The organism is Kribbella sp. NPDC048837, from assembly GCF_055586945.1.
The window spans coordinates 112,853-134,102 of the sequence record NZ_JBVJHF010000005.1 but is presented as its reverse complement, the minus strand read 5'-3'; the positions used below and the strand labels follow the sequence as shown (position 1 = coordinate 134,102).

The 21,250-nt window shown below is 69.7% G+C and carries 26 protein-coding genes; 17 read left to right on the top strand and 9 right to left on the bottom strand.

The window, feature by feature from the left end:
• Position 1 precedes the first annotated feature (1 nt).
• Complete coding sequence (locus tag ACZ6O0_RS24060; RefSeq protein ID WP_465767212.1) at positions 2-934, top strand: helix-turn-helix transcriptional regulator; 933 nt, start codon at positions 2-4, stop codon at positions 932-934.
• A gap of 55 nt (positions 935-989) precedes the next feature.
• Here ACZ6O0_RS24060 and ychF read toward each other — a convergent pair whose 3' ends face one another.
• Positions 990-2,066, bottom strand: a complete 1,077-nt coding sequence (ychF, locus tag ACZ6O0_RS24055) for a redox-regulated ATPase YchF (RefSeq protein WP_465767211.1) — start codon at positions 2,064-2,066, stop codon at positions 990-992.
• Positions 2,067-2,106: 40 nt separating this feature from the next.
• Entirely contained in the window at positions 2,107-2,637 is a 531-nt protein-coding gene (locus ACZ6O0_RS24050) for a GNAT family N-acetyltransferase (RefSeq protein WP_465767210.1), read from the bottom strand.
• A gap of 72 nt (positions 2,638-2,709) precedes the next feature.
• On the opposite strand from ACZ6O0_RS24050, the gene ACZ6O0_RS24045 reads away from it, so the two are divergent.
• Together ACZ6O0_RS24045 and ACZ6O0_RS24040 are read left to right on the top strand one after the other, a co-directional pair.
• Entirely contained in the window at positions 2,710-3,576 is an 867-nt protein-coding gene (locus ACZ6O0_RS24045; protein WP_465767209.1) for a DUF817 domain-containing protein, read from the top strand.
• A gap of 73 nt (positions 3,577-3,649) precedes the next feature.
• Positions 3,650-4,417, top strand: a complete 768-nt coding sequence (locus tag ACZ6O0_RS24040) for a polysaccharide deacetylase family protein (protein ID WP_465767208.1) — start codon at positions 3,650-3,652, stop codon at positions 4,415-4,417.
• Here ACZ6O0_RS24040 and ACZ6O0_RS24035 read toward each other — a convergent pair.
• The gene (locus ACZ6O0_RS24035) at positions 4,414-5,580 is read right to left on the bottom strand and encodes a DNA recombination protein RmuC (protein WP_465767207.1); all 1,167 of its coding nucleotides are present in this window, start codon (positions 5,578-5,580) and stop codon (positions 4,414-4,416) included. The genes ACZ6O0_RS24040 and ACZ6O0_RS24035 overlap by 4 nt on opposite strands.
• Positions 5,581-5,830: 250 nt before the next feature.
• Here ACZ6O0_RS24035 and ACZ6O0_RS24030 point away from each other — a divergent pair, with 250 nt between their 5' ends.
• From ACZ6O0_RS24030 to ACZ6O0_RS24015, 4 genes are read left to right on the top strand one after another with little or no spacing between them, the layout of a single operon-like run.
• Positions 5,831-7,021 carry a glycoside hydrolase family 64 protein gene (locus ACZ6O0_RS24030; RefSeq protein ID WP_465767206.1) on the top strand — a complete coding sequence of 397 codons (1,191 nt, stop codon included), beginning with the start codon at positions 5,831-5,833 and terminating at the stop codon, positions 7,019-7,021.
• Positions 7,022-7,060: 39 nt separating this feature from the next.
• Positions 7,061-7,399 carry an ArsR/SmtB family transcription factor gene (locus ACZ6O0_RS24025; RefSeq protein WP_465767205.1) on the top strand — a complete coding sequence of 113 codons (339 nt, stop codon included), beginning with the start codon at positions 7,061-7,063 and terminating at the stop codon, positions 7,397-7,399.
• Positions 7,396-7,845 carry an SRPBCC domain-containing protein gene (locus ACZ6O0_RS24020; protein WP_465767204.1) on the top strand — a complete coding sequence of 150 codons (450 nt, stop codon included), beginning with the start codon at positions 7,396-7,398 and terminating at the stop codon, positions 7,843-7,845. Before ACZ6O0_RS24025 ends, ACZ6O0_RS24020 begins: the two co-directional genes overlap by 4 nt.
• Positions 7,846-7,878: 33 nt before the next feature.
• Positions 7,879-9,000 carry an aromatic ring-hydroxylating oxygenase subunit alpha gene (locus ACZ6O0_RS24015; protein ID WP_465767203.1) on the top strand — a complete coding sequence of 374 codons (1,122 nt, stop codon included), beginning with the start codon at positions 7,879-7,881 and terminating at the stop codon, positions 8,998-9,000.
• Here ACZ6O0_RS24015 and ACZ6O0_RS24010 read toward each other — a convergent pair.
• Positions 8,984-9,592 (bottom strand): NAD(P)-dependent oxidoreductase, encoded by a 609-nt coding sequence (locus ACZ6O0_RS24010; RefSeq protein ID WP_465767202.1) that lies wholly within the window; start codon positions 9,590-9,592, stop codon positions 8,984-8,986. The two genes, ACZ6O0_RS24015 and ACZ6O0_RS24010, sit on opposite strands and share 17 nt — an antisense overlap.
• A gap of 80 nt (positions 9,593-9,672) precedes the next feature.
• Between ACZ6O0_RS24010 and ACZ6O0_RS24005 the strand changes: the two genes are divergently transcribed.
• The 3 genes from ACZ6O0_RS24005 (at position 9,673) to ACZ6O0_RS23995 (ending at position 11,423) form a co-directional block, all read left to right on the top strand.
• Complete coding sequence (locus ACZ6O0_RS24005; RefSeq protein ID WP_465767201.1) at positions 9,673-10,041, top strand: winged helix-turn-helix transcriptional regulator; 369 nt, start codon at positions 9,673-9,675, stop codon at positions 10,039-10,041.
• 83 nt (positions 10,042-10,124) lie between these two features.
• The gene (locus ACZ6O0_RS24000) at positions 10,125-10,643 is read left to right on the top strand and encodes a SigE family RNA polymerase sigma factor (protein WP_465767200.1); all 519 of its coding nucleotides are present in this window, start codon (positions 10,125-10,127) and stop codon (positions 10,641-10,643) included.
• A gap of 3 nt (positions 10,644-10,646) precedes the next feature.
• Positions 10,647-11,423: a hypothetical protein gene (locus tag ACZ6O0_RS23995; RefSeq protein ID WP_465767199.1), complete on the top strand. Its 777-nt coding sequence runs from the start codon at positions 10,647-10,649 to the stop codon at positions 11,421-11,423.
• Here the strand turns inward: ACZ6O0_RS23995 and ACZ6O0_RS23990 are convergent.
• Positions 11,416-12,447: a 4-hydroxy-3-methylbut-2-enyl diphosphate reductase gene (locus ACZ6O0_RS23990; protein ID WP_465767198.1), complete on the bottom strand. Its 1,032-nt coding sequence runs from the start codon at positions 12,445-12,447 to the stop codon at positions 11,416-11,418. The two genes, ACZ6O0_RS23995 and ACZ6O0_RS23990, sit on opposite strands and share 8 nt — an antisense overlap.
• Before the next feature lie 358 nt (positions 12,448-12,805).
• Here ACZ6O0_RS23990 and xseA point away from each other — a divergent pair, with 358 nt between their 5' ends.
• Both xseA and ACZ6O0_RS23980 read left to right on the top strand, forming a co-directional pair.
• Positions 12,806-14,026 carry an exodeoxyribonuclease VII large subunit gene (gene xseA, locus ACZ6O0_RS23985; protein ID WP_465767197.1) on the top strand — a complete coding sequence of 407 codons (1,221 nt, stop codon included), beginning with the start codon at positions 12,806-12,808 and terminating at the stop codon, positions 14,024-14,026.
• A complete protein-coding gene (locus ACZ6O0_RS23980; RefSeq protein ID WP_465767196.1) occupies positions 14,023-14,238 on the top strand; it encodes an exodeoxyribonuclease VII small subunit in 216 nt (71 codons plus the stop codon). Before xseA ends, ACZ6O0_RS23980 begins: the two co-directional genes overlap by 4 nt.
• 157 nt (positions 14,239-14,395) lie before the next feature.
• On the opposite strand, the gene ACZ6O0_RS23975 is transcribed toward ACZ6O0_RS23980, so the two are convergent.
• Positions 14,396-15,025 carry a TetR/AcrR family transcriptional regulator gene (locus ACZ6O0_RS23975; RefSeq protein WP_465767195.1) on the bottom strand — a complete coding sequence of 210 codons (630 nt, stop codon included), beginning with the start codon at positions 15,023-15,025 and terminating at the stop codon, positions 14,396-14,398.
• 40 nt (positions 15,026-15,065) lie between these two features.
• Between ACZ6O0_RS23975 and ACZ6O0_RS23970 the strand changes: the two genes are divergently transcribed.
• Both ACZ6O0_RS23970 and ACZ6O0_RS23965 read left to right on the top strand, forming a co-directional pair.
• On the top strand, positions 15,066-15,665 hold the full coding sequence (locus ACZ6O0_RS23970; RefSeq protein WP_465767194.1) for a flavodoxin family protein: 600 nt from the start codon (positions 15,066-15,068) through the stop codon (positions 15,663-15,665).
• On the top strand, positions 15,665-15,985 hold the full coding sequence (locus tag ACZ6O0_RS23965; protein ID WP_465767193.1) for a DMT family transporter: 321 nt from the start codon (positions 15,665-15,667) through the stop codon (positions 15,983-15,985). The genes ACZ6O0_RS23970 and ACZ6O0_RS23965 overlap by 1 nt, the downstream gene beginning before the upstream one ends.
• A gap of 320 nt (positions 15,986-16,305) precedes the next feature.
• On the opposite strand, the gene ACZ6O0_RS23960 is transcribed toward ACZ6O0_RS23965, so the two are convergent.
• Entirely contained in the window at positions 16,306-16,995 is a 690-nt protein-coding gene (locus ACZ6O0_RS23960; protein WP_465767192.1) for a nucleotidyltransferase family protein, read from the bottom strand.
• Positions 16,996-17,185: 190 nt separating this feature from the next.
• Positions 17,186-17,833, bottom strand: a complete 648-nt coding sequence (locus ACZ6O0_RS23955; protein WP_465767191.1) for a DUF4245 domain-containing protein — start codon at positions 17,831-17,833, stop codon at positions 17,186-17,188.
• A gap of 140 nt (positions 17,834-17,973) precedes the next feature.
• Between ACZ6O0_RS23955 and glpX the strand changes: the two genes are divergently transcribed.
• The 3 genes from glpX to ACZ6O0_RS23940 are packed head-to-tail and all read left to right on the top strand — an operon-like array spanning position 17,974 to position 20,431.
• Complete coding sequence (glpX, locus tag ACZ6O0_RS23950) at positions 17,974-19,008, top strand: class II fructose-bisphosphatase (RefSeq protein ID WP_465767190.1); 1,035 nt, start codon at positions 17,974-17,976, stop codon at positions 19,006-19,008.
• Positions 19,005-19,958, top strand: a complete 954-nt coding sequence (locus tag ACZ6O0_RS23945; protein WP_465767189.1) for a carbohydrate kinase family protein — start codon at positions 19,005-19,007, stop codon at positions 19,956-19,958. The genes glpX and ACZ6O0_RS23945 overlap by 4 nt, the downstream gene beginning before the upstream one ends.
• Positions 19,955-20,431, top strand: coding sequence for a hypothetical protein (locus ACZ6O0_RS23940; RefSeq protein WP_465767188.1), 477 nt, complete (start codon positions 19,955-19,957; stop codon positions 20,429-20,431). The genes ACZ6O0_RS23945 and ACZ6O0_RS23940 overlap by 4 nt, the downstream gene beginning before the upstream one ends.
• Here ACZ6O0_RS23940 and ACZ6O0_RS23935 read toward each other — a convergent pair.
• A complete protein-coding gene (locus ACZ6O0_RS23935) occupies positions 20,428-21,096 on the bottom strand; it encodes a FadR/GntR family transcriptional regulator (protein ID WP_465767187.1) in 669 nt (222 codons plus the stop codon). The genes ACZ6O0_RS23940 and ACZ6O0_RS23935 overlap by 4 nt on opposite strands.
• Positions 21,097-21,250 lie beyond the last annotated feature (154 nt).

The following is a 21,250-nucleotide window of genomic DNA, read 5'->3' as shown; positions in this document are numbered from 1 at the left end:
CATGCGCGCCGAACGGCTCCTCCGACTGCTGCTGCACCTGCAGACCCGTGGTCAGTCGACGGTCGACCAGCTCGCGCACACCCTCGAGGTCTCGCCACGGACAGTGCAGCGCGATCTCGACGCACTCAGCCTGGCCGGCGTGCCCGTCTACTCGATCCGCGGCCGGGGCGGCGGCTGGGCCCTCCTCCCCGACTACCGCAGCCGGCTCACCGGCCTGACGCCGTCCGAGGTGATGTCGGTCTTCGTCGGCGCCACCGCCCACGTGCTGGCCGATCTCGGACTGGACGCGTCGAGCGACCAGGCTGTGGCGAAGCTGATCGCCTCGCTACCCGAGGGCACCCGGCGGGAGGCGGAGTACGCGCGCCAACGACTCCTGATCGATCACGCCGGGTGGGACGACCGCCGCGAGGCACCCCGCTGGCTCGACCTCTGCCGCGAAGCCGTGTGGGAGGAACGCCGCATCACCATCACCTACGCGGACCGCACCGACCCCTTCACGGTCGCGCCGCTGGGCCTGGTAGCGAAAGCCCGCACCTGGTACCTGGTGGCAGCCCGCCCCGACCGCCAACTCCGCACCTACCGCCTGGGCCGCCTGACCTCGGCAAGTCTCACGGTGGAGAACTTCACCAGACCACCCGGCTTCGACCTGGCCGGCTACTGGGCCGAGTCCCAACGAGAGTTCCGCGCCGGCCGCCCGTCGTACCCGATCGTCCTCCGCGTCCGCGACCACGCCATTCGCCGCTTCCGCCCCACCGCCCCCATGCACCCGGAATCCGACGGCTGGTGGATCATCCACACCGACCTCGAAAACCCCCACGAAGCCTGCGCCGCCGTCCTCGCCCAAGCCGGCAACGCCCAAGTCCTGGCCCCACCCGAACTAACCACCCTGGTCCGCGAAGCCGCCCGAACCATCTACGAAGCAACTACACGTTGAACCGGAACTCCACTACATCGCCGTCCCCACCCCAACCCCCCGAAGGGGGTTCTTCTCAGACGTTGAAGCGGAATTCGACTACGTCTCCGTCCTGCATGATGTAGTCCTTGCCCTCCATGCGGACCTTGCCGGCGGAGCGGGCGGCGTTCATGGAGCCGGCTTCCATCAGGTCGGTGTAGGAGACGATCTCGGCCTTGATGAACCCACGCTGGAAGTCGGTGTGGATGACGCCGGCGGCCTCGGGGGCGGTGGCGCCGCGCTTGATGGTCCAGGCGCGGGATTCCTTCGGCCCGGCGGTGAGGTAGGTCTGCAGGCCGAGGGTGTCGAAGCCGACCCGGGCCAGCACGTCCAGGCCGGGCTCCTCGATACCCATCTCGGTGAGCATCTCGCGGGCCTCGTCCTCGTCGCCGAGCTCGACCAGCTCAGCCTCGAACTTCGCGTCCAGGAAGATCGCCTCGGCCGGCGCGACCAGGTCCCGCATCTGCTGCTTCAGCGGCTCGTCGGACAGTTCGTCGGCGTCGCAGTTGAAGACGAACAGGTACGGCTTGGCCGTCATCAGCATGAGCTCGCGGATCGCGTCCCGGTCCACGTCGGTCGCGATGATCGGCGTACCGGCCTCGAGGTGCTTCTGCGCGGCCCGGACCGCCTCGAGCACGACCGCGCTCTCCTTCTTCAGCCGGGCTTCCTTCTCCAGCCGCGGGATCGCCTTCTCGACGGTCTGCAGGTCGGCCAGGATCAGCTCGGTCTGGATGGTGGAGATGTCGTCGGCCGGCGAGACCTTGCCGTCGACGTGGGTGACGTCGTCGTCGCGGAACATCCGGGTGACCTGGCAGATCGCGTCGGACTCGCGGATGTGGCTGAGGAACTTGTTGCCCAGCCCCTCACCCTCCGACGCGCCGCGGACGATGCCGGCGATGTCGACGAACTGCACGGTGGCGGGGATCACCTTCGCGGAGTCGTACAGCTCGGCCAGCTTGCCCAGTCGGGCGTCCGGGACGCCGACCACCCCGACGTTCGGCTCGATGGTCGCGAACGGGTAGTTCGCGGCGAGCACGTCGTTCTTGGTCAGTGCGTTGAACAGGGTGGACTTGCCCGCGTTGGGGAGCCCGACGATTCCGATGGTGAGTGCCACGGGCGTCAAGAGTACGCGGGGAACAGCCCCGTACCCCAATTCAGATGAGGAAGGCTTCCAGTTCGGCGCCGTACCAGCGACTCACCCGGCCGATGGGGCGCATGCCGAGGCGGCGGCAGACCGCGAGCGAGGCGACGTTGCCGGGCCGGACCACGGCGTAGATCTGGCCGAGACCGGACTTGAACCCGTGCGCGATCGCGCCCCGCGCCGCCTCGGTCGCCAGGCCGCGGCCCCACGCGTCCGGGTGGAAGTGCCAGCCGACCTCGATCTCGCCCTTGCTCGCGGTCCCGTCGGAGGGCTCGGGCAGCGGCACCAGCAGGACGGTCCCCGCGACCGTGGCCGTCGAGCGCTCCTCGACGGCCCAGACGCCGTACGGCGGGTTCTGGTTGCGCTCGTTCCACCGCTCGATCACCTTGGCGGCCGCACCGCGGTCGGTCATCACGCGTGGTTCGGCGCCGAGCCACCGGGACACCTCCCAGCGCCGGTAGATGTCGAACACCCGGTCCTCGTCCGCGTCCACCCAGTCACGTACGACGAGCCGGTCCGTCTCGTAGACCACCTTCGGATCCATCGGCACCTCCCCATCGCTTGCCGATTCATCTATCCGTCCCAACCAGCTCGGTGCAAGCAACGTCTCCAGTCTGTGACCACTTGGACCTTGCGCACCGGATCCTCCTCACGCTTCGTGTTCAGTTGCCTGCAATTCCTGCGGTTCGGATGGCTCGAGCTGGTCTCGTGCCTGTTCCCGGCGTTCCTGTTCGCCGGCCTCGCGATCTCGAAGTACGTCGAGCTGCCGATCGCCCGGTACGACGCTCTGCTGATCTACTGCCTCGGTCTGACCCTGCTGTTCTGGGTGGTCCGCCTGGAGACGTGGCGTGAGGTCGCGGTGATCTTCGGGTTCCACCTGGTCGGTCTCGGACTGGAGCTGTTCAAGGTGCGGATCGGGTCGTGGCAGTACCCGGGTGACGCGGTCACCAAGTTCGGCGGCGTACCGCTGTTCGCCGGGTTCATGTACGCCGCGGTCGGCAGCTACCTCTGTCAGGCCTGGCGGCGCTTCGATCTGCGGGTGAGCGGCTACCGGCCGATCCAGACCACGATCCTCGCGCTGCTGATCTACGCGAACTTCTTCACCCACCACTGGCTCCCCGACCTGCGCATCCCGATCGCCCTCGGGCTGCTCGTCGTACTCCGCCGTACCTGGGTCTTCTACACGGTCGGTGTACGGCGGTACCGCATGCCGCTCGCGCTGTCGTTCGCGCTGATCGGCTTCTTCCTGTGGATCGCGGAGAACTTCGGCACGTTCCTGGATGCCTGGAACTACCCGGACCAGGTCGACGTGTGGCAGTTGGTGCACCCGCAGAAGTTCGGCGCGTGGTCGTTGCTGGTCAGCATGAGCTTCGTCCTGGTCGCCAGCGTGAAGTCCCTCGAGGGCCGGCTGTACCACCGGGGCGCGCCCGCAACAGTCGAGATCTCACCGCAACACGGGGACGCCAACCAGAGCGAGGAGTGACGCGTCTCCTTCCGTGTGAGGCTCCTGAGCGGGAGCGACTGGGGAACATCCGCCTGATCTGCAAGGGAGCATCATGTCCCGAAAGTTCGCAGCTTTCGTCGCGACCGGGGTGGCCATGGCCGTCGTCGCCGGATCGTTGCTGGCCCTGGCGCTCGGGCATTCACGGCCTCCGAAACCGGCCGCCGCGACCACGCAGACCTCGTCGGCCACCCCGTCCGCGACGCCGACCCAGACGCCGGTCAACGCCCCGCCGTCGACCCCGCGCCGCCCGGCACCGAACCCGACCGCGGCACTTGCCGTAGGCAACAAAAAGGTCCTGTTCCTGAGCTTCGACGACGGACCGGACCCGTACTGGACGCCGAAGGTCCTGCAGGTGCTGGCCAAGCACGGCGCGCACGCGACGTTCTTCGAGCTCGGCTCCATGCAGGCGGCCCATCCGGGTCTGCGCGAGCAGGTGCTTGCCGCCGGCAACACCATCGGCAGCCACTCGATCACGCACCCGCAGCTGACCGCGATCTCGCCCGCCAAGCGGCACCACGAGATCTTCGACGGACCGAAGTCGACCTGCTTCCGGCCGCCGTACGGCGCGTCGAACCCGAAGGTCCGCGCGGACATCAAGGCCGCCGGCATGGTCCAGGTGCTGTGGGACGTCGACCCGCGCGACTGGGCCCGCCCCGGCACGGCGGCGATCGTGCACAACATCCTCACGCACGCGCACAACCACAACATCATCCTGATGCACGACGGCGGCGGGAACCGCGCCCAGACGGTCGCGGCCCTCGACCAGGTCCTGCCGATCCTGAAGACCCAGGGCTACGAGTTCCCCGCGATGGACTGCTAGCCGGTCTGGGAGGGCGGCCACCTCCTCGTGTCGGTGTCCTCGACGGCCAGGAACTCCGGTGCGGTGAGCGGCCGGACCGAGGCCTCGATCGACTCCATCGCGGTGAGCTCGGCCTCGGTGACGTGCAGGTCGCGGAGTTTGCGGGCGGTGATGAAGACGCGGCGCTCGAACGACCCGACAGTGCCGTTGTACGCCTCGACCGCGGACGTCAGCGAGCGCCCGACCCGCCCGAGGTGCTCGCCCATGACGCTCAGCCGGTCGTACAACTCGCGGCCGAGCTCGAAGACCTGTTGCGCGGACTCGGTCAGCGCCGACTGGTTCCACGCGTACGCCGCCGCCCGCAGCGTCGCGATGAGGGTCGTCGGCGTCGCCAGGATCACCCGGCGCTCGGCGGCGTACTCCAGCAGGGACGGCTCGACGTCGAGCGCCGCGGACAGGAACGACTCCCCCGGCACGAACAGGATGACGAACTCCGGTGACGGGGACAGCCGCGTCCAGTACGCCTTCGCCGCCAGCTGGTCCACGTGCGTCCGCAGGTGCCGCGCATGGGCGAGCAACCGCTCCTCGCGGAACCCGGCGTCATCCGACTCGGCCGCCTCCAGGAACGCCGCCAGCGGGACCTTCGAGTCGACGACGAGATTCTTGCCCTCGGCAAGTCTCACCACCAGGTCCGGCCGCAGGACACCGTCCTCGCCGAACGTCGTCGCCTGCTCGGTGAAGTCGCAGTGGGCCACCATCCCGGCCAGCTCGACGGTGCGCCGCAGGTGCAGCTCACCCCAGCGGCCGCGGACCTGCGGTTTGCGCAGCGCGGTCGACAGCGACGCGGTCTCGCGCCGCAAGGCCTCGCCGCTCATCCGCACTTCGTTGACCTGTTGATGGAGCTGGCTCTGCCACGCCGCCCGGCCCTGCTCGAGCTGGTTCAGCTGTGCGTGCAGGCGATCCAGCGCCTCCTTCACGACGGCCTGACCACCCATCTGCTGCCCGACCGCGGTGCGCTCCTGCGTGAGCTCGACGACGCGATCCTCGGCCGCGTCCCGCTCGGCAGTCACCCGCGCGAGCTGGGCGCCGTCCCGCCCGCGCACCCAGAGCACGCCGAACACCGCCCCGAGCAGCAGCCCCACCACGAGGAACAGGAGCACCAGCAACACCGTCGTACCCGTCATGTCACAGATAGTGCCGAAGCCCACCGACAGTTTCCGGCGAATCGCTGTCGGAAACCCGACACGGGTGGGCTGTTGACAGCAGGGGGCCGGATTGGGGAACGATGAGAGCGCTCTCTCGGTCGTACGGCGGTCTACCGTCCCTCGCCGTTGCGACCTGAGCGCCGGTTCGGGTGCCGCTGCTGCCTGGTGGTGCTGTGGGTGGGCCGGCCGGCGCATCGCCTTCTCGTAGGGACTGACCAGAGGAGGAACTGTGCGCATCAGAACTCGAGTGCTGGCGCTCGTCGCGGCCGCGGTGAGCGTGGCCGGCGTCCTGACCGCGACCATCGACCGGCCGGCCCAAGCGGTCCCGGCCACCATTCCGTTGACGATCACCAACAACTCCGGCCGTGGCGACGCGGTCTACCTCTACAACCTGGGCACCAACCTGGCGACCGGGCAGCAGGGCTGGGCCGATGCCGCAGGCAACTTCCATGCCTGGCCGGCCGGCGGCAACCCGCCGACTCCGGCCCCGGACGCGTCCATCGCCGGGCCGGCCAACGGGCAGTCGGTCACGATCCGGATGCCGAAGTTCTCCGGCCGGGTGTACTTCTCGTACGGGCAGAAGCTGGTCTTCAAGCTGACCACGGGCGGCTTGGTGCAGCCCGCCGTACAGAATCCGAGCGATCCGAACCGGAACATCCTGTTCCACTGGTCGGAGTACACGCTGAACGACTCCGGCATCTGGATCAACAGCACCCAGGTGGACATGGTCTCCGCGCCGTACGCCGTTTCGGTGACGGCGGCCGACGGCAGCACCAGGACCACGGGGCATCTGAAGCCCGGCGGTTACAACGCCCTCTACAACGCGATCCGCGGCCAGTCCGGCGGCTGGGCGAACCTGATCCAGGCAGCACCCGACGGCTCGGTCCTGCGAGCCCTCTCCCCGCTGTACGGCGTCGAGACCGGGGCGCTCCCCGCCACCGTGCTGGACGACTACGTGAATCGCGTCTGGGCGAAGTACAGCTCGGAGACGCTCACCGTCACGCCGTTCGGCGACCAGCCGAGCATCAAGTACTTCGGTCGCGTCTCCGGCAACGTCATGAACTTCACCAACGCCTCGGGTGCCACCGTGACGTCGTTCCAGAAGCCGAACTCGGCCAGCATCTTCGGCTGCGCCGGCCTGCTCGACGCGCCGAACGACCAGGTCCGCGGCCCGATCTCCCGCACCCTGTGCGCGGGCTTCAACCGCTCGACCCTGCTGGTCAACCCGAACCAGCCGGACCCGGACAACGGCAACTTCTACCAGGACGCGGTCACCAACCAGTACTCCCGCGCGATCCACGCGCAGATGGCGGACGGCAAGGCGTACGGTTTCGCGTTCGACGACGTCGGCAACCACGAGGCGCTCGTGCACGACGGCAACCCGCAGCAGGCCGGCCTCATCCTCGACCCGTTCGACTGAGGCTTGACTCCAGCCTTGGTTAGTGGCAACTTACCGTTCGTGGGGACTTACGAATCACTGCAGACCGCGGGCCCGGTGCTGGACGCACTGGGAGATCCGACGCGGCGGGTAATTCTGGAGACTTTGCGGCGGGGCGGGCCCTGTTCGGTCAGCGTGCTGGCCGAACAGGTGCCCGTCAGCCGGCCGGCGATCTCGCAGCACCTGAAGGTGCTGGGCGCGGTCGGACTGGTGCGCCACGAATCACGTGGGACGCGGAACATCTACCGGATCCATCGGGCCGGTCTCGACGAGCTGCGGGACTGGCTGGATCAGTTCTGGGGTGACGCTCTGCAGGCGTACGCCGACCACATCGAACGGACCGAGGAGGAGCGGGGATGACTGTGGAGCAAGAGATCGCACCGCTGGTGAAGAAGGTTGTCGTGCCGGTGGGTGTGGAGCGGGCGTTCGAGGTGTTCACGGCCGAGATGTCGGCCTGGTGGCCGCTGCCTTCGCACTCCGTGGGCGAGGACCAGGCCCGCGAGGTGCGGCTCGAGGGAGCTGTCGGCGGGCGGATCGTCGAGTACGGCGACGCGGGCGAGCTCGCCACCTGGGGCACGGTGTCGGACTGGGATCCGCCGAAGACGGTTAGCTTCACCTGGCACCCGGGCAGCGATCCCCAGCAGGCGGGACACGTGACTGTCTCGTTCACCCCGACGGACACCGGCACCGAGGTCGAACTCGTGCACTCCGGCTGGGAGCGCCGGCCTGACGCGGCCCGCGCCCGGGCCGGCTACGACACCGGCTGGGACTACGTCCTCGGCCAGTACGTGTCCTCGTTGCAGTAGCGGGGCACGCCGTACACAGCCGATAGTGGGCAGATGGCGAACGCTCCCGTTGATGCCCGCGCTCTGGAGGCCTCGCTGCGGCCGCATGGTGAATCCGTCATGCTGCCGCGCGAGGCGTACGTCGATCCCGCCGTCCTCGCGTGGGAACGCCGGCACTTCTTCGCGGGCAGCTGGACCTGTCTCGGCCGGGTCGACGAGTTGGCCGCGAGTACGACGCATCGCGCGGTGACCATCGGCGACATCGCCGTGGTGCTGACGTTCGGCGATCGGCCGCGCGCGTTCGCGAACACCTGCCGGCACCGCGGCCACGAGTTGCTCCGGCGGGACGAGACCAGCGATCGGCGGGCCGTGGTCTGCCCGTACCACGGGTGGTCGTACGAGCTCGACGGCGCGGTGAAGGCCGCACCCCGGATGGGCGACACCTTCGACCCGACGCCGTACAACCTGGTCGAGCTGCCCGCGGAGATGTGGCACGGCTGGCTGTTCGTGAACGCCACCGGTACGGCGACGTCGTTCGCCGAGCATCTCGGCGGGATCACCGAACTGGTCGCGCCGTACGCCCCGGAGACCCTTGTCCTGAAGGCGCGGCACTCCTACGACGTGGCGTCGAACTGGAAGACGATCGTCGAGAACTACCACGAGTGCTACCACTGCCCGCTGATCCACCCCGAGCTGTGCAAGGTGTCGCCGCCGACCTCGGGTGACAACTGGAACCTCCCCGGCGCGTGGGTCGGTGGACTGATGGACCTGCGACCGGAGGCCGAGACCATGTCGCTCGACGGGCGGTCGGCCGGGATCCCCTTGCCGGGCGTGGATCCGCGCCGGGTGAACTACCTCGGGCTCTTCCCCAACCTGCTGCTCTCCTTGCACCCGGACTACGTGATGACCCACCGCCTCGAGCCCCGCGCGCCCGGACTGACCGCGATCGAATGCTCCTGGTACTTCCCCGCCGAGGTGACGGACCCGTCGTACGCCGTGGAGTTCTGGGACGTCACGAACCGGGAGGACTGGGCCGCGTGCGAGTCGGTCCAGCGTGGCGCGGAGTCACCGCACTTCCGGCCCGGCCCCCTGGCACCCGCGGAGGACGCCGTCTACCAATGGGTGACGATGATCGCCCGCGGGTACCTGGGCAAGCCGTTCAGTAGCCAAGGGTGAAACGGCGGCGCTGGTGCGCCGGCTTCTCGAGCTCGTCGACCAGGGCGACGGCGAAGTCCTCGGCGGAGATGTGGTCGCCGACGGGCTCGTCGAGGCCGAGCCGGAAGGTCCCGGTGCGCTCGCCCGGCGCGATCACGAAGGCCGGGGACAGCATGCTCCAGTCGATGTCGCTGGCGCGGAGATTCTCCAGCGCCTGCGACACGGTGAGCGACTCGGCCTTGTACTCGGCCGGGAACTCCGGCCCGTCGACGACCCGGTTGCCGTTGACAACCAAGCTGCCGGCGCCGCCGACCACGAGCACCCGGGTCGCCGTGCCGCGCACCGCCGCGACCAGGGTGTCGATCGCGTCGAGGTAGTCCTGGTGGTCACCGCCGGTCCGGCTCGGGCCGATCGCGGCGACGAGTACGTCGGCCTCCGCCGCGGTCTCCTTCACCGACGCGATGTCGTTGGCGCTCCCCCGCACCGCCCGGACACCGTCCGGCAACGCACAGCCGGAGCGGGTGATGCCGGCGACCTCGTGGCCCCGGCCCACCGCCTCCGCGGCGACCCGGCTGCCGACCATGCCGCTCGCTCCGTAGACCGCGATCTTCATAACCGTTCCTCTCGACTGGCTGATGTCGCGGCAACGGTATCTATTGGTAACTGGCTACTTCAACGTGCTATAAGTACCTTGTGGTAACTAATGAGCGCGGCAACGTCTTCGACCCGAACTGCCCGACCCGCGTCATCCTCGACCGGATCGGCGACAAGTGGACGGTGCTCGCCGTCCTGCTGCTCCGGGACGGCCCGCTCCGGTTCACCGCGCTCCGCGACGGGATCGGCCGGGTGGCGCCCAAGGTGCTGACCCAGACGCTGCGCCGGCTGGAGCGCGACGGCCTGGTCACCCGGGAGGTCTTCGCCGAGATCCCACCCCGCGTCGTCTACGCTCTGACCCCGGTGGGCGAGTCCCTGATCGAGCCGATCACCGCCGTCAGCAACTGGGCCGAGGAGCACCTCCCGGCCATCACCGAGGCCCAGACGCAGTACGACGCCTCCGTCTGAAGCGCGCTGCCGGCGGCGACTCAACCTTTTGCTCCCACCCGGTCATCACATGTCTGACCGAGATGGACGAGATGGGGGTTGGGATGGATCCAGGACGCGACCACGAGTTCGCCGAATTCGTGGACGGGCGGTTCACCGCACTACAACGGTTCGGCTACCTGCTGACCGGTGAATGGCATCTGGCCGAGGATCTGGTGCAGACCTCGCTGACCAAGGTGTGGTTCCACCGCAACTCGCTGCGCAGCGGCAACGCGCTGGAGAGTTACACCCGGACGGTGATGGTGAACACCAGCACCCAGTGGTGGCGGCGGAAGTGGCGGGGCGAGACCCCGACCGAACAGTTGCCCGAGCCGCAGGCCCAGGAGCAGTACGGCAGCGTCGACGACCGCGACCTGTTGCTACGGGCACTGGCCACGCTCCCCCGCCGTACCCGCGCGACGCTGGTACTGCGGTACTTCGAGGACCTCCCGGAGGCCGAGATCGCCCAGATCATGGGCTGCTCGGTCGGCACCGTGAAATCCAACGTCTCCCGCGGACTGGCCAAGCTCCGCGAACACCACCTGGTCGACGCCGTTTCCGCTCCGGCCCAGAAGGAGGGCTGACCCATGACCGACGATCTCAAGCACCAGTTCGAGCGGCTCGTCGCCGATCCGCCGCCGCCGAGCGCGGTGCCGAGCGAGACCGTGTTCGCCCGGGTCCGGACCGTACGGCGCCGTCGTACCGCCGGGGTGGTCACGCTGGTCGCGGCCGCGGTGGTCGCCGTCGCCGTTGCCGCGGGCAACCTCACGGACATCAACAGCAGCCCGCCGGTGACCCACACCCCCAGCGCCCCGACGACCATCGTCACCGGGCCGCCGACGACCACGCCGACCACCACGCCGGCCACGACCCCGACACCCGCGAAGACCACGGGCACCGTAGGCGCGACCGGTGCGGTGCACACGCCGAAGAACAACACCCCGCCCCCGGCGTCGGAACACACCACGAACACGCCGTCACTCGGGCTGCACCTCACCCTCGACCCGGTGGTCAGCGGCCGCACGCTGACGGTCAAGGCCACCGTCAAGGGGACGGTGATGGTGCCGATCGGAGACGATGGGAGCGGAGGGTTCTACTCGGTGCTCGGCAGCGAGCGGTACTCGTACGGCGACGGCAACGACACCGGTTCCGACTCCGGCGCCGTGAACTGCCCGAAGGCACGGACCACCAAGACCGGACAGGCGACACGGACGCTGATCGACTGGACCGCGCCAGGGCCGGTCCCCCCGACCAAGCACACGTACACGAAGCCCGGCACCTACACCTTCAGCTACACCGTCCGGTACTGCGGCGCGCAGGACTGGGTGCCGGTGACCAGAACCGCCACGGTGACGATCAAATAGTCCAGGCGTGGTCGGAGGTACCGGTGGTGGGGAGGCCGGCGGCCTTGAGGTCACTGCGGAGCTCACGAGGGAGCGCGAACGTCAGGCTCTCCTCGGCCGTGGTGACCTCCTGGACGTCGGCGTACCCACGCTCGGCCAGCCAGTCGAGCACGTCGCGGACCAGGATCTCCGGAACGCTCGCGCCGCTGGTGACACCGACGGAGTCGACGCCGTCCAGCCAGGACTCGTCGATCTCGGCCGCGTAGTCGACCAGGTAGCCGGCCTTGGCGCCGTGCTCGACGGCGACCTCGACCAGGCGCACCGAGTTCGACGAGTTGCGGGAGCCGACCACGATCATCAGGTCGGCCTCGGGGGCCAGCTTCTTCACCGCGGCCTGGCGGTTCTGGGTCGCGTAGCAGATGTCGTCGCTCGGCGGGTCCTGCAACCTCGGGAACCGCTCGCGCAGGCGGCGGACCGTCTCCATCGTCTCGTCGACGGACAGCGTGGTCTGGGACAGCCAGACGACCTTCTCCGGGTCGCGGACCACCACGTTCGGCACGTCGCCCGGTCCGTCGACGAGGTGGATGTGCTCCGGCGCCTCGCCGCTGGTCCCGATGACCTCCTCGTGGCCCTCGTGACCGATCAGCAGGATGTCGTAGTCGGTGGCGGCGAACCGCTTCGCCTCGTGGTGCACCTTGGTGACCAGCGGGCAGGTCGCGTCGATCGTCTTCAGCTGCCGCGCGGCGGCCTCCTGGTGCACCACCGGGGCGACGCCGTGCGCGGAGAAGATCACCGTCTGGCCCTCGGGCACCTCGTCGGTCTCGTCGACGAAGATCGCGCCGCGCGACTGCAGGGTCTGCACGACGTGCTTGTTGTGCACGATCTCCTTGCGCACGTAGACCGGCGGCCCGTAGAGGTCGAGCGCCTTCTCGACCGCCACGACCGCCCGGTCCACGCCGGCGCAGTACCCCCGCGGCGCGGCGAGCAGCACCCGCTTGGTCCGGACGGCGGTCGTCGTACCAGAGGTCTCAGGCTGGGCAGTCACGCCCCCATCGTACGGGCCGCCCGTGGCGCACCGCTCCCAGCCGTTGTGAGCAGCATCACGGCGATCAGGCGTCGAGGAGCCGTCCGCCCTGTCCGGACGGCTCCCCCGTGGGAGGTGTAACCAGGCCTCAAGTCTGCGGCCGAAACACCTTGTCGGCAAAGGATTTTCCGCCCACCCAAGCCCGGATCGCGGCGGACGGACGATCCCTCACCCGGCTCGCGACGTACGGCGTCTTCCAGGAGCCGCGCCGTACCGGCTCCCGTGACGGCCACCCCGGTTGGGGGGCGGCGTCGAGTAAGAGGAGCGGGCGCATCACTCAACGTTAGGGTTTGTCGGTGGGGGGTCGTAGGGTCTGGGGGTGGCTTTGGAGACCTCACCGGATGCGCCTGCGGCCGTTCGCACGATTGCGAACGGGATCGCGAGCTGGATCAACCAGCTCGGCGCCGTGTGGGTCGAGGGGCAGCTGACGGACGTCTCGATCGGGCGCGGCACGACGACGGTCTTCGGGACCCTGCGCGACACGGACGCGGACATCTCGTTGCGGTTCACCTGCAACCGGCGCGTGTTCGAGGCGGTGGATCCGCCGGTGACCGACGGATCCCGCGTCGTCGTGAACGCGAAGCCGAACTTCTTCGCCCGGCGCGGCACGCTCGCGCTGGCGGTGAGCGAGATCCGGCACGTCGGCATCGGTGAGCTGCTGGCCCGGATCGAGCGCCTGAAGCAACTTCTCGCGGCCGAAGGGCTCTTCGCGTCGTACCGGAAGCAGAAGCTGCCGTTCCTGCCGCACACGATCGGGCTGATCTGCGGGCGTGACTCCGCGGCGGAACGCGACGTACTCGAGAACGCGAAGCGGCGGTGGCCGGCGGTCGCGTTCCGGATCGAGTACGCGTCGGTGCAGGGGCCGGCGGCGGCCGGTGAGGTGATGACGGCGCTGCGGAAGCTCGACGGGGACGACACGGTCGACGTGATCGTGATCGCGCGCGGCGGCGGCTCGCTGGAAGACCTGCTGCCGTTCTCCGACGAAGGGCTGATCCGGGCCGTGTCGCAGGCGAAGACCCCGGTGGTGAGCGCGATCGGGCACGAGCCGGACTCACCGCTGCTGGATCTCGTCGCGGATCTGCGCGCGTCCACGCCGACGGATGCGGCGAAGCGGATCGTGCCGGACGTGCGCGAGGAGCTCGACGGCGTCCGCCTCCTGCGGGAGCGCGGGCAGCGGGCGATCACCGCATGGCTGGATCGGGAGATGCACGCGCTGGCCGCGATCCGGAGCCGGCCCGCGCTCGCCGCTCCGGTGAGCGGGCTGGAGCGGCGGTCCGAGGAGATCGCGGCCCTGATCGACCGGAGCCGGCGGACGCTGACGCATCGCCTCGACCGCGCGAGTGACGACATCACTCACCGGTTGGCGAGCGTACGCGCGTTGTCCCCGAAGGCGACGCTGGAGCGCGGGTACTCGGTGCTCCAGCTGGCCGACGGGACCGCCGTCCGGGAAGTGGCGCAGGTGGCGCCTGGAGACCTGCTGCAGGCGCGGGTCAGTGACGGCCGGTTCGCGGTCGAAGTCAAGTCCGAGGAGGACACGTGAGCGGCGACCGACCGGAGATTTCCTACGAGCAGGCCCGCGAGGAGCTCGTCGAGGTGGTCCGCAAACTCGAGGCCGGCGGCACCAGCCTCGAGGAGTCCCTGGCGCTGTGGGAGCGCGGCGAGGAACTCGCCGCCACCTGCCAGCGCTGGCTCGACGGCGCCCGCGAACGCCTCGCCAAAGCCCAAGCCGCCCACGACGAGAAGCCGAAGTAGAGGTCCCAGCTCGACGGTGCCGGCTAACCATCCCAGCGGGTGATGACGAGCGAGGGTCCCAGCAGGTGATGACGGCCTAAGGCCCTAGCAGGTTGATGACACCCTTGAGTCCCAGCCCGGTGGTGACGACCTAGGGTCCCGGGCTGGCGGTGACAACCTAGGGTCCCAGCAGGTTGGTGACGACTGCTTGTAGGCCGGACTTCATCCGATCGAGGGTGAAGCCTTGGATGCGCAGGGCGTGGTGCAGGTCCGCCGCGAGCGGGGCCAGCAGGACGTGGGCCGTGTAGTCGGCGTCGAGGTTCGGCCGGGCGCTCTCGATCAGCATCGCCAGGTGCCGGTGCCAGAGGTGGTACGAGCCGATGCGGTAGCGCGCGCCGTCGGACGCGTTCTCGCTGTCCACGAACAACTCGACGTGCCGATCGAGTAGATCCAGGTAGGCATCGAGGAACGCCAACACCCGGATCACCGGCGGCACGCCGCCCGGCCCCAGCGGCGGTGGCCCGCTCAGGACCTTGGCCTGCAACTCCTGCTCGCGCTCGTCGAGCAGGGCGACCGCAAGACCGGCCCGGTCGCCGAAGCGGCGGAACACCGTGCCCTTCCCCACGCCGGCCTCGGCGGCGATCGCGTCCAGCGACACGTTCTTCACGCCGTGCTCGGTGAACAGCCGGTCGGCCGCCTCCAGTACGCGCAGCCGGTTGCGCCTCGCGTCCGCGCGTTCCGGGCGTGGTTCGCCGACGACCGGCAGACTCCGTTGTGAAGCGGACCGCGGTCCGGTACTGTCGTTCATAAGACGGACTGTAGTCCGCTAACGACTTTGGAGGAAGCACATGAGCACTACCCCCGCCCGGATCGCGATCGCCTTCCACTCCGGGTACGGTCACACCGCCAAGCAGGCCGAGGCGGTCGCCGCCGGAGCCGAGTCCGTGCCGGGCACCGTCGCCGAGCTCGTCCCGCTCGACGAGCTGACCGAGGACGTCTGGGCCCGGCTCACCGCCGCGGACGCGATCGTTTTCGGCGCACCGACGTACATGGGCAGCCCGAGTGCGGTGTTCAAGAAGTTCGCCGAGGAGAGCGTGCGGGTCTGGGCCGCCGACCTGGCCTGGCGGGACAAGATCGCCGCCGGATTCACCAACTCGAAGGCGATGTCCGGCGACAAGCTGAACAGCCTGGTCGACCTCGCAGTCTTCGCCGCGCAGCACGGGATGATCTGGGTCGGGCTGGACCTCTACCCCGGCTGGGCGGAGAGCACCGCGAGCATCGAGGACCTCAACCGGCTGGGCAGCTGGCTCGGCGCGATGGCGCAGTCCGACGCCGATCTCTCCGCCGAGAAGGCGCCGCCGGCGACGGATCTGCGGACTGCGGCAGCCCTCGGCGCCCGGGTTGCGACCGTGACCCAGCGGCATCTGCGCGGGGCCATGGCGGCCTGATGACGTGGCTCGTGCTGCTGGCGGCCGCGGCGTTCGAGATCGCGTTCGCTCTCAGCCTCAAGCCGAGCGAAGGGTTCAGCCGGCTGTGGCCGACCGTCGGCGTCCTCGTGTTCGGCGTGATCTCGGTCGTCCTGCTGGCGAAGACGCTGGACCGGCTCCCCGTCGGTACGGCGTACGCGATCTGGACCGGCCTCGGCTCGGTCGGGGTGGTGACCCTCGGCATCATCCTCTTCGGCGAGCCCATCACCCCCGCCCGCCTGGCCTGCATAGCCCTCATAGTCACCGGCGTAGTAGGCCTCCGCCTGGCCGGAGCCGACTAGCCGGACGCCCACCACTCACCAACCACAACCAGATCAACCCCCGCAGGCGTGCCCACGCCTGAGCCCCAGCCAGGCAGGCCGGTTGGTGAGTGCCCGGCGTCCGACCCAGCGCAGCTCCCCGGCAGCGGCCGGGGCGAGCGGCACCGGCCGGGGCGAGCGGCGGCGGGCGGTGCCGCCGAGCGGCGGCGCCGCGGGAGACGGCGGGCGGCCCGGTGGCGTGGTCGAGGGGACCCGCCGGTGTTGGCAGTGGCGGGGAGCCGCTGATGCATGGCCGGTGGCCGGCGGTGTGGCGGTGGGCCGGGAGCTGGTGGTGAGCCGGGTTAGTGGGTGGTGCGGCGGCGGGGGCGGGTGTGGGTGGGGAGGGGGACGGGGTGGGTGTCTACGGGTGGGCCTTCGAAGGCGCCGGGGGTGATGGCGCCGGGGGCGGCGCTGTAGCCGGAGACCAGGCGGCGGTAGTCGTCCCAGGTGCCGGCCCGCGGCGGAACGTTGCCGATGGCATCGACCTGGGTGACCGGGTAGCTGCCGCCCTCGATCAGCTCCCACAGGTCCGCGTCGCTGCGCAACTGCCGCAGCTCGCCGAACAACTCGCGCCCGAACCAGCACGGATGCCCGTGGCCGTCGTCGTACCGGCTCACCCCGATCGGGGTCGCCGGGCCGGCGACCTCCGCGACCAGGGACCAGACCGTGGCCGACGTCACGCCGGGCTGGTCGCCGAGCAGTACGACGATGCCGCCGGTCCGCCGGTCCACCGCGTCCAGCGCCGGCACGATCGACGAGCTGCCGGTGTCCGCGTGCGGTGACTCGACCACGCGGACACCGGAGAGGTCGACGCGGTCGTGGATCTGCTCCGACGCACTGCCCAAGGTGACGATCAGCTGGTCGAAGGAACATTCGCGCGCGACGTCCAGGGTCGCGCCGAGCAGGGATTCGCCGTGGTAGGCCAGCAATTGCCACGGCACGCCGAGGTGTGGAGAACTGTCGGCGCCCAGCAGCAGCCCGGTGACGAACATCGGCGGATCAACTCCCGCCCGGAGATACCGCGACCACGTAAGGGCTCCCTAACGCTTTTCCCCGAGCGAGTACAAGCCGAAGAATCGATGGAACCCCGCGCCCGACAGATGTGTCAACGACCGTCCGGAACGTGGTCAGCAACACCCGGAATTCTGAGCAGTACGGCGGATCACACTCCGCAGCGAGCGTTTAACGCAAAGTCGAGGCAAACGCTTCGAGCGCGGGATATCCCGCATTTCCGGTGACGATCGTGGTGACTCCGGAACCGACCAGCACCAAGGCGTTCTCGGCCTTGCGGTCGAGCAGGACCTTGCGCTGCCAGGTCACCCCGCCGACCGTACTCGTCCCGTTGTCGCTGGTCCGGCCCATCTTGTCGGACTGGAATTTGCCGCCGGTGACATTGGATTGCTCCAGGCCGACGTATTTCTTCTCGTTCGTCACGACGCCGAGGTGCCAGGTGATCGGCTCCTGCTCCGGGGCGCGGAATTCGACGCTGGTCGCGGCCCAGCCGGCCGGCAACGGCTCCGGGCCACGGACCCACGAGGCGGCCTTTCGGGCGTCTTGCAGTTGAGCGGTGTACTCGATGGCGCGGACGTTTTCGTTCTTGGGCCGCCAGGTGACGATCATCAGGAACGCGACCACGACGAAACAGGCCAGCAGCGCCCAGACCATGTTGGTCAGGGTGCGCGCCTTCGCCCGGTCCTTGCGGTTCTGCTCCCGGTAAGCGATCGCCTCGGCCCGCGCCCGCGCCTTCTCCCGGGCCGCGGCCACGACCCGCGGATCCTCCGTCGCCGCGGGGGCGCCGTCGCTGGAAGGGCCCTGACCTGTCGAACTCATGTCACCAGTGTCTCGCGACCCCCAATGCGGCCGAACAGCGGCTAGGTCGTGACCGGTGATCCCACGCCGTGCCGAGCACCGCGCAGTAGGCGGGGGATCGCCGGGCACGACCTCACACCGGTTGGCTACGATCCGGTGGCATGAGCGACCCGACCACGCCACCTGCCCATCTGGAGGTCGAGGCGCACGCGCCTGACCGCAACCTCGCCCTCGAACTGGTCCGGGTCACCGAGGCCGCGGCGATGGCGGCGGGCCGCTGGGTCGGTCGCGGCGACAAGAACGGCGCCGACGGCGCGGCGGTGAACGCGATGCGCACGCTGATCGGCACGGTCGGGATGAACGGCGTGGTGGTGATCGGCGAGGGCGAGAAGGACAACGCCCCGATGCTCTACAACGGCGAGCAGGTCGGCTCCGGCGACGGACCGGAGTGCGACGTCGCGGTCGACCCGGTCGACGGTACGACGCTCGTCGCCAAGGGCATGAACAACGGCATCGCCGTGATGGCGGTCTCCGCGCGCGACTCGATGTACGACCCGTCCGCGGTGTTCTACATGGAGAAGCTCGTGGTCGGCCCGGAGGCGGCCGACGTGGTCGACATCCGGCTCCCGGTCGCCGAGAACATCCGCCGGGTCGCGAAGGCGAAGGGCTCGACGGTCGACGACGTGACTGTCGTCGTCCTCGACCGGCCGCGGCACGAGGACCTGGCCCAGCAGGTCCGGGCCACCGGCGCGCGGATCAAGTTCATCAGCGACGGCGACGTGGCCGGTGCGGTCGAGGCGGCTCGCCCGGACACCGGTCTGGACATGCTGCTCGGCATCGGCGGTACGCCGGAGGGCATCATCGCCGCCTGCGCGATGAAATGCCTCGGCGGCCTGATCCAGGGCCGGCTCTGGCCGCGCGACGACGAGGAACGGCAGAAGGCGATCGACGCCGGCCACGACCTCGACCGGGTGCTCAGCACCGACGACCTGGTCAGCGGCGACGACTGCTTCTTCGTCGCAACCGGCATCACCGACGGCGAACTCCTCCGCGGCGTCCGCTACGGCCGCTCCACCGCACGAACCCACTCCCTGGTGATGCGGTCCCGCAGCGGCACCATCCGCAGCATCGAGAGCGAGCACCAGTTGGCCAAGCTGCGCGCGTACTCGGCGATCGACTTCGAGCACGCCCGATGACCGCACCTGTCCTCGTCGTCGGCGAGGCTCTCGTGGACATCGTCGCGCCCGCATCCCGCGGTGCGCGGAACGGCAACGGGAACGGCAAGGCCACCGCGGTGCCTGGTGGCTTCGCGGCGAACGTCGCGGTCGGTCTCGCGCGGCTCGGTGTGCCGACCGAGTTGGTGGCGCGGTTCGGGACCGATCCGTACGGCGACATGCTCGGGGCGCACCTGTTCGGGAACGGGGTTCAGCTCGCCCCCGGGACGGTCGACCCGAGTTTCCGGACGAGCACCGCGACCGCGACCCTCGATGCGGCCGGAGTCGCGTCGTACCAGTTCGACATGACCTGGGACCCGCCGGCGTTGTCGCTGCTGCGCGGGTGCCCGGCGATCCACACCGGTTCGATCGCGACCATGCTCGAGCCGGGGGCGACGGCGATCCGCGAGTTCCTGAAGGCGGTCGCCGACCAACCCGTCACCGTGACGCTGGACCCGAACGCCCGCCCGGCGATCACCCCGGATCCGGTGTCGACGTGGGTCGCTGTCCGGCACCTGGCCGCGTGGTCGGACCTGGTGAAGCTGAGCGACGAGGACTGCGAGTTCCTGCAGCCCGGGAGGCCGCCGGAGGAGATCGCGGCCGAGCTGCTGACCGTCGAGCGGACCCGGTGCGTCGTGATCACCCGCGGCGGCGAGGGCGCGCTCGGGATCACCCGGGACTTCCGCGTCGAGGTCCCGGCGCCGGTGATCGAGGTGGTCGACACGGTCGGCGCGGGCGACTCGCTGATGGCCGCGCTGATCGCCGGTCTGCAGGCCCGCGGCCTGCTCGGCGCGACCCGGCTGGCCGGGCTGACGGCCGAGGATCTGCGAGCTGTCGTGGACTACGCGGTGAAGGCGGCCGCGATCACCTGCACGCGACACGGCGCTGACCCGCCAACGGCCGCCGAGCACACGGCAAAGTGGGGTTCATGACGGTGTCCGCCGAGACTTGGACGTCCGAACTGGAGTCCAAAGGCAGCGTGGTGTTCCCGCCGCGCCGTGGCCGGCTCATGCTCCGGCTGGCTGGGTTCGGCCTGCTGATGGTGCTGTCCGCGTGGACGAATCTCGACCACTTCCGGGCGAACGACGTGTCCGGGGCGCTCGGCGTACTGCGACTGACGGCGCTGGCCGCGTTCGTCTACGGCACCGGGCTGACGGTGTGGCAGCTGGTCACGAATCGACCGGTGATCACGGTCGACGCCGACGGCATCACCCGCGGCCGGAGCCTGCGGTGGTCCGGGATCACCAGCATCGACGACCCGGCCGGGCTGCCGGGGATCCGGACCGTGCAGATCCGGCCGGCGGATCGGCGTACCCGTCCGATCACCATTCCCCAGGACAACGTCGAGGATCTGAACGCGCTGACTCCCTGGCTGCGCGCCCTGCTCGACCAGCACAGGTCCTAGGACACGCTGCTCCGGACGGCGCTGAGGTGTTCGCGTGAGCGTGCCGCGGCCAGCTCGGGGTCGCGGGCGCGGATCGCGTCGGCGATCGCCTCGTGGGCGGCCTGGTCGTGGCGGTGGCGATGCTGGTCGTCGAGCTTCAGCATGTCGATCATCGCCCGCCGGATCCGCGGTACGAACGTGTCGAACAGCTCGGTCAGTACGGCGTTGTGCGCGGCCGTGACCACGGCCCGGTGGAAGGCCAGGTCGGCCTCGACGTACCAGTCGTCCGGTGACTTCTCCGAGGCCTTCTTCCGGTCGGCCAGCGTGTAGCGGAAGGTCTTCAGGTCGGCCGGCGTACGGCGTTCGGCCGCGAGCCGGGCCGCCTCGGTCTCGATCGCGAGCCGTCCTTCGAGGACGTCGGTGATGTCGGCCTTCCGCAGCACCTTGTCCCAGTCCTCGGCGGCCTGGTGCGCGATCACGAACACCCCGGCGCCCTGCCGGCTCTCGAGCACCCGGCGACCGGCCAGCTCGCGGACCGCCTCGCGGATGGTCGACCGGCCGACGCCGAGCTGCGCGGCCAGCGTCGTCTCGCCCGGGAGCTTCGCGCCGAGCGCCCACTCACCGCTGCCGATCCGGCGCAGGAGCTCCTCCGCGGCCTGCTCGGCGAGGGGGTGACGGCGAATCATGCGGGTCAGTCTAGAGGGATCCGAGTTGTCAGCTTGTCTGAGGAGTTGGTAGCGTGCTCGGCATGTCGTCGATCCTTCTGCGCGCGGGCCTCCTCCGCCTTGGCCGCCACGGCGGGAGCTGATTCGATCGGCGCTCCCTCCGTGGAGTGCCGTC

Excerpts from the sequence above, each read along its gene's own strand:
- ACZ6O0_RS24035 (WP_465767207.1), bottom strand. The coding sequence starts at position 5,580 with ATGACGGGTACGACGGTGTTGCTGGTGCTCCTGTTCCTCGTGGTGGGG.
- ACZ6O0_RS23955 (WP_465767191.1), bottom strand. The coding sequence starts at position 17,833 with ATGAGTTCGACAGGTCAGGGCCCTTCCAGCGACGGCGCCCCCGCGGCG.
- ACZ6O0_RS23960 (WP_465767192.1), bottom strand. The coding sequence starts at position 16,995 with ATGTTCGTCACCGGGCTGCTGCTGGGCGCCGACAGTTCTCCACACCTC.
- ACZ6O0_RS23965 (WP_465767193.1), top strand. The coding sequence starts at position 15,665 with ATGACGTGGCTCGTGCTGCTGGCGGCCGCGGCGTTCGAGATCGCGTTC.
- ACZ6O0_RS23975 (WP_465767195.1), bottom strand. The coding sequence starts at position 15,025 with ATGAACGACAGTACCGGACCGCGGTCCGCTTCACAACGGAGTCTGCCG.
- ACZ6O0_RS23940 (WP_465767188.1), top strand. The coding sequence starts at position 19,955 with ATGACGGTGTCCGCCGAGACTTGGACGTCCGAACTGGAGTCCAAAGGC.
- ACZ6O0_RS24000 (WP_465767200.1), top strand. The coding sequence starts at position 10,125 with ATGGATCCAGGACGCGACCACGAGTTCGCCGAATTCGTGGACGGGCGG.
- ACZ6O0_RS24015 (WP_465767203.1), top strand. The coding sequence starts at position 7,879 with ATGGCGAACGCTCCCGTTGATGCCCGCGCTCTGGAGGCCTCGCTGCGG.
- ACZ6O0_RS24050 (WP_465767210.1), bottom strand. The coding sequence starts at position 2,637 with ATGGATCCGAAGGTGGTCTACGAGACGGACCGGCTCGTCGTACGTGAC.
- ACZ6O0_RS24060 (WP_465767212.1), top strand. The coding sequence starts at position 2 with ATGCGCGCCGAACGGCTCCTCCGACTGCTGCTGCACCTGCAGACCCGT.
- ACZ6O0_RS23995 (WP_465767199.1), top strand. The coding sequence starts at position 10,647 with ATGACCGACGATCTCAAGCACCAGTTCGAGCGGCTCGTCGCCGATCCG.
- ACZ6O0_RS23935 (WP_465767187.1), bottom strand. The coding sequence starts at position 21,096 with ATGATTCGCCGTCACCCCCTCGCCGAGCAGGCCGCGGAGGAGCTCCTG.
- ACZ6O0_RS24010 (WP_465767202.1), bottom strand. The coding sequence starts at position 9,592 with ATGAAGATCGCGGTCTACGGAGCGAGCGGCATGGTCGGCAGCCGGGTC.
- ACZ6O0_RS23945 (WP_465767189.1), top strand. The coding sequence starts at position 19,005 with ATGACCGCACCTGTCCTCGTCGTCGGCGAGGCTCTCGTGGACATCGTC.
- ACZ6O0_RS23970 (WP_465767194.1), top strand. The coding sequence starts at position 15,066 with ATGAGCACTACCCCCGCCCGGATCGCGATCGCCTTCCACTCCGGGTAC.
- ACZ6O0_RS24040 (WP_465767208.1), top strand. The coding sequence starts at position 3,650 with ATGTCCCGAAAGTTCGCAGCTTTCGTCGCGACCGGGGTGGCCATGGCC.
- ACZ6O0_RS24020 (WP_465767204.1), top strand. The coding sequence starts at position 7,396 with ATGACTGTGGAGCAAGAGATCGCACCGCTGGTGAAGAAGGTTGTCGTG.
- glpX (WP_465767190.1), top strand. The coding sequence starts at position 17,974 with ATGAGCGACCCGACCACGCCACCTGCCCATCTGGAGGTCGAGGCGCAC.